The sequence below is a fragment of the Pseudomonas sp. XWY-1 genome (assembly GCF_002953115.1).
Lineage (GTDB): Bacteria > Pseudomonadota > Gammaproteobacteria > Pseudomonadales > Pseudomonadaceae > Aquipseudomonas > Aquipseudomonas alloputida.
This window is the reverse complement of record NZ_CP026332.1, coordinates 1,144,627-1,157,757: the sequence shown is the minus strand read 5'-3', so window position 1 is coordinate 1,157,757 and position 13,131 is coordinate 1,144,627. Positions and strand designations below refer to the sequence as shown.

At 61.5% G+C, this 13,131-nt stretch carries 10 protein-coding genes; 4 read left to right on the top strand and 6 right to left on the bottom strand.

From position 1 onward, the window contains the following. Positions 1-439 precede the first annotated feature (439 nt). On the top strand, positions 440-1,897 hold the full coding sequence (gene mltF, locus PRJ_RS05485; RefSeq protein WP_104960880.1) for a membrane-bound lytic murein transglycosylase MltF: 1,458 nt from the start codon (positions 440-442) through the stop codon (positions 1,895-1,897). 91 nt (positions 1,898-1,988) lie between these two features. Here the strand turns inward: mltF and tadA are convergent, their stop codons facing one another. After that, the gene (gene tadA, locus PRJ_RS05480) at positions 1,989-2,468 is read right to left on the bottom strand and encodes a tRNA adenosine(34) deaminase TadA (RefSeq protein ID WP_012051365.1); all 480 of its coding nucleotides are present in this window, start codon (positions 2,466-2,468) and stop codon (positions 1,989-1,991) included. Beyond that, entirely contained in the window at positions 2,468-3,847 is a 1,380-nt protein-coding gene (locus PRJ_RS05475) for a multicopper oxidase family protein (RefSeq protein WP_020193354.1), read from the bottom strand. The genes tadA and PRJ_RS05475 overlap by 1 nt, the downstream gene beginning before the upstream one ends. A 300-nt stretch (positions 3,848-4,147) precedes the next feature. On the opposite strand from PRJ_RS05475, the gene PRJ_RS05470 reads away from it, so the two are divergent. Continuing rightward, positions 4,148-6,028: an LTA synthase family protein gene (locus PRJ_RS05470; RefSeq protein WP_104960879.1), complete on the top strand. Its 1,881-nt coding sequence runs from the start codon at positions 4,148-4,150 to the stop codon at positions 6,026-6,028. Between the two features lie 93 nt (positions 6,029-6,121). Here PRJ_RS05470 and guaA read toward each other — a convergent pair whose 3' ends face one another. The 4 genes from guaA to PRJ_RS05450 all read right to left on the bottom strand — a co-directional run bounded on the left by guaA (position 6,122) and on the right by PRJ_RS05450 (position 10,694). Next, a complete protein-coding gene (gene guaA, locus PRJ_RS05465) occupies positions 6,122-7,699 on the bottom strand; it encodes a glutamine-hydrolyzing GMP synthase (protein ID WP_010952209.1) in 1,578 nt (525 codons plus the stop codon). Positions 7,700-7,777: 78 nt separating this feature from the next. Further along, the gene (gene guaB, locus PRJ_RS05460) at positions 7,778-9,247 is read right to left on the bottom strand and encodes an IMP dehydrogenase (protein WP_003255025.1); all 1,470 of its coding nucleotides are present in this window, start codon (positions 9,245-9,247) and stop codon (positions 7,778-7,780) included. An 86-nt stretch (positions 9,248-9,333) separates the two neighbouring features. Beyond that, positions 9,334-9,891, bottom strand: coding sequence for a sugar ABC transporter ATPase (locus PRJ_RS05455; RefSeq protein WP_104960878.1), 558 nt, complete (start codon positions 9,889-9,891; stop codon positions 9,334-9,336). 47 nt (positions 9,892-9,938) lie between these two features. Beyond that, positions 9,939-10,694 carry a sulfite exporter TauE/SafE family protein gene (locus PRJ_RS05450; RefSeq protein WP_104960877.1) on the bottom strand — a complete coding sequence of 252 codons (756 nt, stop codon included), beginning with the start codon at positions 10,692-10,694 and terminating at the stop codon, positions 9,939-9,941. 97 nt (positions 10,695-10,791) lie between these two features. Here PRJ_RS05450 and PRJ_RS05445 point away from each other — a divergent pair, with 97 nt between their 5' ends. Both PRJ_RS05445 and xseA read left to right on the top strand, forming a co-directional pair. After that, on the top strand, positions 10,792-11,670 hold the full coding sequence (locus PRJ_RS05445; RefSeq protein ID WP_104960876.1) for a LysR family transcriptional regulator: 879 nt from the start codon (positions 10,792-10,794) through the stop codon (positions 11,668-11,670). 80 nt (positions 11,671-11,750) lie between these two features. Further along, on the top strand, positions 11,751-13,130 hold the full coding sequence (gene xseA / locus PRJ_RS05440; protein ID WP_104960875.1) for an exodeoxyribonuclease VII large subunit: 1,380 nt from the start codon (positions 11,751-11,753) through the stop codon (positions 13,128-13,130). The last annotated feature ends 1 nt before the right edge of the window (position 13,131 follow it).

Here is a 13,131-nt window from a genome sequence, read left to right as displayed (position 1 = left end):
CGCGGCGCTTCGCGGGTAAACCCGCTCCTACGTTTGTTTCGGGCCAGTCCATCCTGTGCCTGGCGCGCGCGACCGCCTTGTTGGTACGACGCGATATCGAGATAGGCACCAAGGCGTTCGCGCGCAAATCCCACAGGCATAATTGGCCCGAAACAAACGTAGGAGCGGGTTTACCCGCGAAGCGCCGCGCGGGCGGCGCTCGATCTCATAGGCGCTGAATATTTTAAGGCGGGCACCTGCGGCGCTCGATCTCCCAGGCGCTGAATGTCTCAAGGCGGACACCTGGCGGCGCTCGATCGCCCAGGCGCTGAATGTCTCAAGCCGGCCACCTGGTAGCCCTGATGCAATCCCCCCCCTCCCCAACCACACAACCCGCTACCAGACAAGCTAACAGTTGTCGAGATATGGTTGGGCCAGTCCTTTGCGTATACTGCAACCTATGTTCGCCCACACTGATTTGCGCCAGCGTTGCGCCAAATGGCTTCTCGCAACCGGACTCTTTCTGCTGCTAGGTGCCTGCGTTGAAAAACCCAGCACCCTCGAGCGCGTGAAGGAGGATGGCGTGCTGCGCGTGATCACACGCAACAGCCCGGCAACCTACTTCCAGGACCGTAACGGCGAAACCGGCTTCGAGTACGAACTGGTCCAGCATTTCGCCGACGATCTCGGCGTAAAGCTGCAGATCGAGACCGCCGACAACCTGGACGAGCTGTACGACGCCCTCGGCAAGCCCTCCGGCCCGGTACTGGCTGCCGCCGGCCTGGTCAGCAGTGAGCGGCGCAAAACCCAGGTGAGATACTCCCATCCCTATCTGGAGGTGACCCCGCAGGTCATCTACCGCAACGGCCGCCCGCGCCCCACCGGCGCCAAGGGTTTGGTCGGCAAGAAGATCATGGTGCTCAAGGGCAGCAGCCATGCTGACCAGCTGGCCGAGCTGAAAAAGCAGTACCCGGCCTTGCAATACGAGGAATCGGACGCCGTCGAAGTGGTCGACCTGCTGCGCATGGTGGACGAAGGTCAGATCGACTTGACCCTGGTGGACTCCAACGAACTGGCGATGAACCAGGTGTATTTCCCCAACGTGCGGGTCGCCTTCGATTTGGGCGAAACCCGTGCCCAGCGCTGGGCAGTGGCCGCAGGCGAAGACAACAGCCTGCTCAACGAAATCAACGAGTATCTCGACAAGGCACAGAAAAACGGCACCCTTCAGCGCTTGAAGGACCGCTACTACGGTCATGTCGACGTACTTGGCTATGTCGGCGCCTACACCTTCGCCCAGCACCTGCAACAGCGCCTGCCCAAGTACGAGAAGCACTTCAAGAGCTACGCCAAGGTCGAGCAGGTCGACTGGCGCCTGCTGGCAGCCATCGGCTACCAGGAATCGATGTGGCAGCCGGAAGTCACCTCCAAGACCGGCGTGCGCGGCCTGATGATGCTGACCCAGCGCACCGCCCAGGCCATGGGCGTGTCCAACCGCCTGGACCCGAGGCAGAGCATCCAGGGCGGCGCCAAGTACTTCATGAAGATCAAGGAAGAGCTTGACGACAGCATCAAGGAGCCGGACCGCACCTGGTTCGCCCTTGCTGCCTACAATGTCGGTGGCGGCCATCTGGAAGACGCCCGCACCCTGGCCAAGCGCGAGAAGCTCAACCCGAACAAGTGGCTGGACGTGAAGAAGATGCTGCCGCGGCTGGCTCAGAAGCAGTGGTACCGGCAGACCAAGTACGGCTATGCCCGTGGGGGCGAACCGGTGCATTTCGTGGCCAACATCCGCCGTTACTACGACATCCTCACCTGGGTGACCCAGCCGCAGCTCGAAGGCCAGGTGGCCGAGGGCAACCTGCATGTGCCCGGGGTCAACAAGGACAAGCCAGCGGATAAGTCGTCGCCGATGTAAGCCAGCAGGCCTCTTCGCGGGCACGCCCGCGCTTACAAGATTTGCGCAGAACCTATAGGAGCGGGCTTGCCCGCGAAGAGGCCGTTGCAGCTCAAGCCTTGGCCCGGCGGGCCTTGAAGAAGTCGCTGAGGATCTGCCCGCACTCTTGCGCCAGCACCCCGCCCTCCACCATCACCCGGTGGTTGAGAAAGCCTTGGCCAAAGAACTGCCCCTGGCTCTGCACGATCCCGGCCTTGGGTTCCAGCGCGCCAAACACCACGCGCATCACCCGCGAATGCACGATCAGCCCTGCACACATGCTGCACGGTTCCAGGGTCACATACAGGGTGCTGCCGGGTAGCCGGTAGTTGCTGGCCGACCTGGCTGCCGCCCTGATCGCCACCATCTCGGCATGCGCGCTGGGGTCGCTGTCGATGATCGGCCGATTGAAACCCTGGCCGATCACCTGCCCATGCTGTACCAGCACCGCCCCCACTGGCACCTCGCCCAACGCCGCGCCTTCGGCGGCCAAGGCCAGCGCCAGACGCATGAATTCCTGATCGCGACTGCGATCGATGATCTGCGGGCGCATCAGACCACCGCAATCGCGGCCATCAGGCCGGTTTCCATGTGGTCGATGACGTGGCAGTGAAACATCCAGGTCCCAGGGTTATCCGCCACCAGTGCTACCTGGGCGCGCTCGTTCTTGCCCAGCAAGTAGGTGTCGGTGAACCACGGCTCCTTGATGTCGTGACGGTTGGAGGCGATCACCTTGAAGCTCATGCCATGCAAGTGGATCGGGTGCTGGTACTGGGTCATGTTCTTAAGCTCGAAGATGTAGCTCTTGCCCTTCTGCAACGTGGCGATGGGGCGGTCGGCGCAGGTCTTGTCGGTAATATCCCAGGCCTGGCCGTTGATCTGCCACATGCTCGACGGCTTGGCCGGATCAGGGGTGACAGAGACGCTGGCCGCCCACTCGAAATTGAAGTTCAGCTTTTCGGCATTCTCCAGGTCCGGCTCGGCGATCGGATTGGGCGGCAGCGCGGGCGGCCAGTCACTCGGCGCGTCGTTGCTGGCCACCGAACGCAGGGTGCCCAGGCGCACGAAACCGTCGCGCAGGGAGATTTCCTCACCCGCCTCGGGAATGCGGATGGCCAGGCAGATACGCATGCCCGGCCCTAGCCAGTACTCATCCAGCGCACGCGGGGTCACTGGGTTGCCATCGAGGGCATAGATTCTCGCCTCGCAGTTGCCCTTGAGGTTGAGGCGGTAGGTCCAGGTATTGTCCAGGTTCAGCAGGCGCACCCGCACCACCTGGCCGGCCGGCAGCTCGGTGATCGAGTCGGCCTGGCCATTGATGGTGATCAACCGCCCGGCAGTGCCGTTGCGCGCGGCCTCGCGCGGGATGCTGAAAGGCAGCCATGCGCCCTGCTCGTCCACATGCCAGTTCTTCAGGCTCAGCGTACGCTCATGCTGGAACCCGGTGGGTTCACGTTCCTCGACGATCAGCGGCCCGACCAGACCGCGGCCCAGCTCCTCGGAACTGCTGACATGGGGGTGATACCAATAGCTGCCGGCGTCCGGCACGCGGAATTTGTAATCGAAGTACTCACCAGGCTTGACCGGCAGTTGCGAAACGTATGGCACACCATCCATCTCCAGCGGCAGGCGGATGCCGTGCCAGTGGATGGTGGTTTCGACCGGCAGGTGATTGATGAAACGCACCCGCAACCAGGTGCCTTGGCGTACCCGCAGTTCGGTGCCAGGTGCCGATGGGCCGAAGGCCCAGGCTTCGGTCTTGAAACCCGGCACCAGCTCCACTTCCAGTGGGGCAGCAATCAGCTCGTAGTCGTGCCCGGCATTCTCGTCCTCGACCTTGCCCAGCCAGTAGCGCGCCGCGCCCCCGGCGCCCAGGCCTACCACAACCAGACCAGTAAGGCCTTTGAGCATTTGTCGACGGGTAAAGGACATCGGTGCGGGTACCTCGTTTCTGCGCAATCAGTCTGCCAGCAGGGGCTGGCGATGAAGGGCGAATACGATACACCTGCATTTGCGAAATATTAAGTGAAGTCTTGTCGCACGGCCGGTTAGCGGCCGCGATCGCCAGTGGCAACCCGCTCCCCCCTCGGTACCCAACAAACGCCCCGGGGCTGGCTTGCCGAATTCAGGGTGGGCTGCTTAAGTCTAAAAACGGGGTGCGCAGGTGCTGGCCTTTTGCCCGCCTATCGCTTCAGACAAGACGCCGGCTCTGTGAATGCGAAGGTAGACACCATGTGGCTCAGGAATTCATTACTGCATATCTCGCTCCTGCTCGCTGCAGGCCTGCTGCTGGCACCGAAGATCATCCTGATCGAGTTTTTCTCCCATCGATGGGTGGAGACCGGTGTTTTCGACATTGCCCTGTACTTGCTTCAAGACGTGCTGTTAGTGGTTGCCCTCTATGTGATTGCCGCCAACACCATTACCAGAAACAAATTCAACTTCTATCTGTTGAGCATCGCCTCAGGCGCCTTGCTGCTGTTCCTGCTGGTGGACATGCGTGTTCGGGAGCTATGGCTAAAGCCACTGGACTGGCAACTGATAAGCTACAGCCTGCAAAACGCAAGCAACCTGACCTCCGGGGCCGAGGTGTTTCTCACGCAATCTGCCGGTTTCGGGCACACATTCAGGTTCATTGTCTTTGTGCTTTTTCTGGCTTACCTGGCGACCTGGTCTTTCGCTGGGCTGGCAACCTGCATCGCTTATAAAGAACAGCGCACCCGCACAGTAAAGAAAAGACAACACCTCTGGGCATCACTGCTGGTGATCGGCGCCCTGCTCTTCGGCTCCATCCATGCCAAAGACGCGCGCTATCACCTGAACGAAAACATTGTCATCAGCCCGCTGGTCACAACACTCAGAAACACCACTTCCTTGACCGCAGCGCCGCATAGACCGTCGCTGCCATTCGAACAACCCGCCTACCCGCTGACCAGCGTCAACGAAATCCGAAAACTTCAATCTCACCCCACGCCAGACTTCAAGAACCTGGTCTTCATCGTTCTGGAATCAGTGCGCTGGAACAGCGTGTTTGCTCCCGACATCAAAACCGCCGAGCGCTACCCCACCTTCGATAAGCTCGCTCGGGAGGGCATGCTCTTCAAATCGTACGTCTCAGTGCCTCACTCGTCCAAAGGCTACCACGCGATCCTGACGGGGCTGCATGCCTACCCTGATATTGAAATCAAAGAAGCCATGTACCTGCTACAACCCAGTGTCATCCATGAGCTGAAGAACAGGAAAAACATGGAAGCCGTCGCCTTCAGCTCGCTGTACCTGCAGTTCGAAAACATGGAGGGCTTCCTGAAATCCATCGGTGTGTCGAATGCTTACGGAATTTCGGAGCTCATCCCCGCCGAGAACCGCTCACAAAACGCCAGCAGCTTCGGTGAAAGTGATGAACAGCTGTTTTCGTCCAGCATCGCTTACCTGGAAAACATCAAAAAGAATGGCAAGGGTTTCATCGCGCTCTATTTCCCAAGCGCAGCCCACTACCCCTACCAATGCAGCCAAGGGCCCCCATTACAGAGCGAGCTGGAAAAGTATGAAGACTGCATAGCCAAGACAGACAGCGTACTGGGTGAAATGCTGACATCCTTCGACAAGCAAGGCCTTCTGGACTCGACATTATTCGTACTCGTGGGTGACCACGGTGAGTCATTTGGTGAGCACGGTCTGTTCATTCACAACGCGTCCATGCACGAAGAAGAAGTGAGCGTACCCCTGATTTTCTGGAGTAATGGAAAGGCACTGCCCAAACCCGCCTCAACCACCAGTCACCAGATCGATATTGCGCCCACGGTTGCCGATTTTTTTGATGTGACCGAATCCCCCCTCTCGGTACAAGGCATCAGCTTGTTGAGGGAACAGGGGAAACGCACATTCTTCATGTCCACGTTCTTTGACCAACTGGCGTCAGCCTTGGTGGAGCACCCGTACAAATACATATACGAATTCAGTTCGGACACCCTGACTAAATACAACCTTGAGGATGACCCGCAGGAAAAGCACCCGCAACGCGTGGAGGGTGATGAGTTCATCGCAGTGAGGAGTAGGCTGCTGTCCTATAACGCCTACCAGAAAGCGCTATTTGCCAGAAAGCCAGAAGAATAAGCAATCTTAACGAACAAGAACCAGAAAGCCCGCAATCATGCGGGCTTTCTGGTGTATCCGTCCTGCGGGTGCCAGCCTGGGCTGGCTACCCGATCACTCCCACTCGATAGTGGCAGGCGGCTTGCTCGACACGTCGTAGGTAACGCGCGAGATACCGTCGATTTCGTTGATGATTCGACCGCTGACGGTTTCCAGCAGCTCGTACGGCAGGTGTGCCCAACGCGCGGTCATGAAGTCCACGGTCTCGACGGCACGCAGGGCCACGACCCAGGCGTAGCGACGGCCGTCGCCGACGACGCCGACCGACTTGACCGGCTGGAACACCACGAACGCCTGGCTGGTCTTGTGGTACCAGTCGGCCTTGCGCAGCTCTTCGATGAAGATGTGGTCGGCGCGACGCAGGATGTCGGCGTATTCCTTCTTCACTTCACCGAGGATACGTACGCCCAGGCCCGGGCCCGGGAACGGGTGGCGGTAGACCATGTCGTATGGCAGGCCCAGCTCCAGGCCGATCTTGCGCACTTCGTCCTTGAACAGTTCACGCAGCGGCTCGACCAGCTTGAGGTTCATCTCCTCCGGCAGGCCGCCTACGTTGTGGTGCGACTTGATCACGTGGGCCTTGCCGCTCTTGGCGCCAGCCGACTCGATCACGTCCGGGTAGATGGTGCCCTGGGCGAGGAACTGGATGTTCTCCAGCTTGCTGGCTTCGGCATCGAACACGTCGATGAAGGTGCGGCCGATGATCTTGCGCTTCTTCTCAGGGTCGGCTTCGCCTTCCAGGTTGTCGAGGAACTGCTTTTCAGCGTCGGCGCGGATCACCTTGACGCCCATGTTCTCTTTGAACATGGCCATCACCTGGTCGCCTTCGTGCAGGCGCAGCAGGCCGTTGTCGACGAATACGCAGGTCAGCTGGTCGCCGATGGCGCGGTGCAGCAGCGCGGCAACCACCGAGCTGTCAACGCCGCCGGACAGGCCCAGCAGAACGTTGGCCGAACCGACTTGCGCACGCACCTGGGCGATGGCGTCTTCGACGATGTTGGACGCCGTCCACAGGGCTTCACAGCCGCAGATGTCCTGCACGAAGCGGGACAGGATGCGACCACCTTGCTTGGTGTGGGTCACTTCGGGGTGGAACTGCACGCCGTAGTAGCCGCGGACGTCGTCGTACATGCCGGCGATCGGGCAGCTTGGGGTGCTGGCCAGAATGTTGAAGTTGCCAGGCATCTGGGTGACCTTGTCACCGTGGCTCATCCACACGTCCAGGCCCAGCACGCCGTCGTCGTCAACGTGGTCTTCGATGCCGTCGAGCAGGCGGCTCTTGCCGACAACGTCCACGCGGGCATAGCCGAACTCACGCAGGTCGGAACCTTCTACCTTGCCGCCCATCTGCTCGGCCATGGTCTGCATGCCGTAGCAGATACCCAGCACAGGCACATTCAGGTCAAACACGGCCTGCGGAGCGCGCGGGCTGTTGGCTTCGTGGACCGACTCGGGGCCGCCGGCGAGGATGATGCCGCGCGGGTTGAATTCGCGGATCGCTTCATCGTCCATGTCGAACGGGTGCAGTTCGCAGTACACGCCGATTTCGCGCACGCGGCGGGCGATCAGCTGGGTGTACTGGGAACCGAAATCGAGGATCAGGATGCGGTGAGCGTGAATGTCGAGGGCCATGACTCAATCTCGTCAGTGGAAATCGGAAACGACGCGGGGCTGTCATGACAGCCCCGCTTTATGTTGTAGCTGGAAGCCTCAGCCTACGCGGTAGTTAGGGGCTTCTTTGGTGATTTGCACGTCGTGCACGTGGGACTCGGCCATGCCGGCACCGGTGATACGCACGAACTCCGGCTTGGTGCGCATTTCTTCGATGGTTGCGCTGCCGGTATAGCCCATGGACGAACGCAGGCCGCCCATCAGCTGGTGGATGATCGCGGCCAGGGCGCCTTTGTAAGGAACGCGGCCTTCGATGCCTTCCGGTACCAGCTTCTCGGCGCCGGCCGAGGAGTCCTGGAAGTAACGGTCGGACGAGCCTTGCGCCTGTGCCATGGCACCCAGCGAGCCCATGCCGCGGTAGGCCTTGTAGGAACGACCCTGGAACAGCTCGACCTCACCCGGGGCCTCTTCGGTACCGGCGAACATCGAACCCATCATCACGCAGGACGCACCGGCAACGATGGCCTTGGACAGGTCACCGGAGAAGCGGATACCGCCGTCAGCGATCAGTGGCACGCCAGTGCCTTCCAGTGCTGCGGCAACGTTGGCGATGGCGCTGATTTGCGGCACGCCGACACCAGCAACGATACGGGTGGTGCAGATAGAGCCAGGGCCGATACCGACCTTGACCGCGTCGGCACCCGCTTCGGCCAAGGCCTTGGCGGCAGCGCCGGTGGCGATGTTGCCGCCGATCACCTGCACTTGCGGGTAGGTTTCTTTCACCCAGCGTACGCGGTCGATCACACCTTTGGAGTGGCCGTGGGCAGTGTCGACGACGACGACATCAACGCCAGCCGCCACCAGGGCAGCAACGCGCTCGCCGGTGTCCTTGCCGGTGCCGACAGCGGCGCCGACGCGCAGGCGACCCTGGTCGTCCTTGCTGGCCAGCGGGTAAGCCTTGGCCTTTTCGATGTCCTTGACGGTCATCATGCCCTTGAGGTTGAACTTGTCGTCAACGATCAGGACTTTTTCCAGACGATGCTTGTGCAGCAGCTCGCGAACTTCGTTCTTGTCGGCGCCTTCGCGGACGGTGACCAGGCGCTCTTTCGGCGTCATCACGTCGCGAACCTTGGCGTCCAGGCGATTTTCGAAACGCACGTCACGGGAGGTGACGATGCCGACCAGGTCGCCGTTGGCCAATACCGGCACGCCGGAAATGTTGTTCAGGCGGGTCAGCTCGAACAGGTCGCGCACAGTGGCATCGGCGTCGATGGTGATCGGGTCCTTGACCACGCCAGCCTCGAACTTCTTGACCTTGCGCACTTCGCCGGCCTGTTGTTCGATGGTCATGTTCTTGTGGATGATGCCGATACCGCCTTCCTGAGCCATGGCAATGGCCAGACGCGCTTCGGTCACGGTATCCATGGCAGCGGAAACCAGCGGAATGTTCAGCTCGATGCCACGGGTCAAACGGGTCTTGAGACTGACTTCATTGGGCAGTACCTCGGAATAGCCAGGTACAAGGAGGATATCGTCGAAGGTCAGGGCTTCTTGGCTGATACGCAGCATCGCGGGGGCTCCCGGGCGGGAAAAATGGAAGCGCGCCATTATACTCATGCATGGCGCGCCGCTCAATGCAAAATAAGGGCCTTCGGTCAGGCTTGTGGCAGTTTTACCTGCACCACGGCCACCGGCTGGTCGAGCCAGTCGGCGAAGCTGTCGAGAAAGGCCTGGGTGAAGCCTGCCTCGCCCCAGTTGTTGAAGATGAACCCCAGGTTGGAAAAGGCACATGGCTGCAGGTAAATGAAGCCATTGATGTCATCTTCGAAGCCGCACAGTGGGCAGGTGAAGTTGTCGCTCACTGCCGGCATCCACTCTTCCAGGCTTTCGAACAACGGCTCACCTACCTCGCGCCGGCACTCCGGGCAACCGGCTTCTTCGAGGAAGCCTTCGGTGGGGGTATAGATGCAGCGTTTGAGCATCACTTCCAGGCCGTTGACCGGTTCGCCGAAGGGCAGTTTTTCCGGGTGCAGGGCCACTTTGCGCGCCCCTGCCGCCAGGGCGTGGCCCATGCGGTTGCCGGTGCGGCCACAGGTGGTCAGCTGCTCCTCGACGATCTTTTCGCGCACCAGCCAGCGCAGGATGGCACGGGCACGGGCTTCATGCACCGGGACGGTAGACAGCTTTGGAACGATGATGCTCTGGGTGTTCATGAACGGGACAAGCCTGAAAAACGCCGGTAATGACGCAATTCTACCGCTCAGGCGCTCAGGTAGCGACCAATCAACGCCAGCCCACTGGCCAGCACCAGCCAGGTCACCAGCCGTACGAACGCTTCGCGGGACAACCGGTTGGTCAACCGACGCCCTACCCAAAGGCCAATGAACATGACAGGCAGCAGGGAGGCGGCGAGCAGCAGCAGGCTTTGGTCGGCATAGACACCGGCAATCAGGAACAGTGACAGACGCACTATCGTACTGCAGCTGATCAGCGCGCTCTGGGTGGCGCGTACCTGTTCCTTCACCTCCAGCCGTGCGCTCAGGTAAAGGGCATAAAGAAACCCGCCGCTGCCGAACAAAGCCCCGAACAACCCGCCTGCCGTGCCCATCGGCACCGCCCAGAAGCCGGACAGGCTGGCTGGCCTCACTTTCACTGCCAGCCCGTAAACTGCATAGGCAGTCACGAATACCCCCATCAACAGCAGCAACAGGTCGGACTTCAGTTGCAGCAGGAACACCACGCCCAACGTACAACCCAAGGCCATGAAGGGCAGCAGCCGCAGCAATTCACTGCGGACCACATCCCGGCGCGACGGCAGCAGGTTGCCGAACGCGGCCACGAAATCCAGCAGCACCAGCAACGGGATGATGCGTGACAACGGCATGAAGTGAATCAGCACTGGCCCCGCCACCAGTGCAGTACCGAAGCCGGCGATGCCGAAGACGATGTAAGCCACGGCAATGGCGAACAGGATCGACAGCCAGTCAAGGCCGGAAAACGACAGTTGGGCAAGCATGGCAGCAGTTCCTGGGAAGACAGGCAAAGGTTAGCCAGCCATGAGCCATGCCGACTAATATGCCTTTATTTAAAAAGCCATCTCGAAAAGGCATGACATGACGTCGATCCGACAGTTGCGTTACTTCGTGGAGATCGCCGAGTGCGGCAGTTTCAGCAGTGCAGCCGAGCGCCTGTACGTAGCCCAGTCGGCCCTTAGCCGGCAGATCAAGGAGCTGGAGCAACAACTGGACACGCCGCTGTTCGAACGCACGGCGCGCCTGCCTCGCCTGACGCTGGCCGGTCAGGCCTTTCTTGAACGGGCGCGACGCTTGCTGGCTGACCTGGAACAGGCCGAGCGGGTTACCCGTGACATTGGCCAAGGGTTGCAAGGCAGCTTGCGCCTGAACCATTCCAGCACCGTGCCGCTGACCGGCGGGCTTCTGGCTCGCCTGGGGAACTACCTGAAGCACAACCCAGGGGTTTCGCTGGAGATTGCGCAGCAGTCATCGGAGGCACAGCTGGAAGACATTGCTGCCGGACGGCTGGATATCGGCCTGTTGCGCTTGCCGGTGCTGCGCCAGCATGAAGGCGTGGTGCTGCACGAGTTGTTCGACGAACCCTTGTTGCTGGCGGTCGCCGCTGGACACCCCTTGGCGGGTACTCAGCACGTGCAACTGGAGCAATTGAAGGAAGAACGCTTCATTTCCATCCCGCACCGGGATCGCGGTGGCTTGAGCTACCTGTCGGCCTCGTTGTGCATGGGGGCAGGGTTCTTCCCGCAGGCGGCGCAGGTACTGTCGCGCAAGACTACGCAGTTGCAGCTGATACAGGCGGGGTTTGGGGTGGCGTTGTTGCCAGAGTGCATGCGCCAGATCGCACCCGCTTCGGTCAGTTTCGTGGCACTGGAAGGAGATTGCCAGAGCACAGTGGCGCTGGCCTGTCGCCGCGATGCGGGGCAGATAGCCCGGCAGTTCGTAACGGCCCTGCAGGCCTGAACCTTGTTCTTCGCCGGTGCACCCGCTCCAACAGGGCCCGGGACAGACAACCGGGGCCGATGTCATTTATGATGCCAGCCATGATCAAAGACCCTTTCGAACGACTCGGGCTGGACCGCGAGGTCCTTACCGTCAGCCAACTCAACGGCCGCGCCCGCGTGCTGCTGGAAGACGTTTTCCGCAGCGTGTGGGTGGAAGGCGAAATCTCCAACCTCGCCCGCCCGGCGTCCGGCCACCTGTACTTCACCCTCAAGGACAGCGGCGCCCAGGTGCGTTGTGCGTTGTTCCGGCAGAACGCCACGCGGGTACGCCAGGCGCTGCGCGATGGCCTGGCGGTGCGGGTGCGTGGCAAGGTTTCGCTGTTCGAGGGGCGTGGCGACTACCAGCTGATTCTCGACACCGTCGAGCCAGCCGGTGATGGCGCGCTGCGCCTGGCTTTCGATGCCCTGAAGGAAAAGCTCGGGGCCGAGGGGCTGTTCAGCGCCGAACGAAAGAAGCCACTGCCGGCTCACCCGCAGCGCATCGGCATCATCACCTCGCCCACTGGCGCGGTGATCCGCGACATCATCAGCGTGTTCGGCCGCCGTGCCCCGCAGGTGGAGCTGAACCTGATACCTACGGCGGTACAGGGCCGCGAAGCCATCGCGCAGATCGTACGCGCCATCCGCCTGGCCGACAGCCTCGGCTTCGATGCGCTGATTCTGGCGCGGGGTGGTGGCTCGCTAGAAGACCTGTGGTGTTTCAACGAGGAAGCCGTGGCGCGTGCCGTGGCCGCCTGCGTCACGCCGATTGTCAGCGCCGTGGGCCATGAAACCGACGTGTCGATCAGCGACTTCGTGGCTGACGTGCGCGCGCCCACCCCGTCGGCTGCCGCCGAGCTGCTGGCCCCTGACAACAGCGGCCTTCGGCAACGCCTGGATGGCCTGCAACGGCGCCTGCTGCTGCGCATGCAGAACCGTCTGACCCACGACCGCCTGCGCCTGGAGTCACTCACCCGGCGCCTGCGCCACCCAGGCGAGCGTTTGCGCCAGCAGGCTCAACGCCTGGACGACCTGGACATGCGCCTGCGTCGCGCGTTCATGCTCAACCTCAACCAGCGCCGCGAACGCCTGGCACGCCTGGACGCCCGCCTGGCCGCGCAGCATCCGGGGCGTAACCTGAAACTGCTGAACCAGCGCCTGGACAGCCTGGCCGAGCGCCTGCCACGGGCCATGCGCGAGGTGCTCAAGGACCGTCGCCAGCGGTTCCAGGCCCAGTTGCAGACACTGCAGGTGGTCAGTCCGCTGGCCACCCTGGCCCGTGGATACAGCATTTTGCTGGATGAGCAAGGCCAGGCCATTCGCAGCGCCGAACAGACCCGCAACGGCCAACGCCTGACCGCCCGCCTGAACGAAGGCGAGCTGCTGGTGCGGGTCGAAGACAACCACCTGACCCCGGTCACCCTCTCACTACTGGACTGAC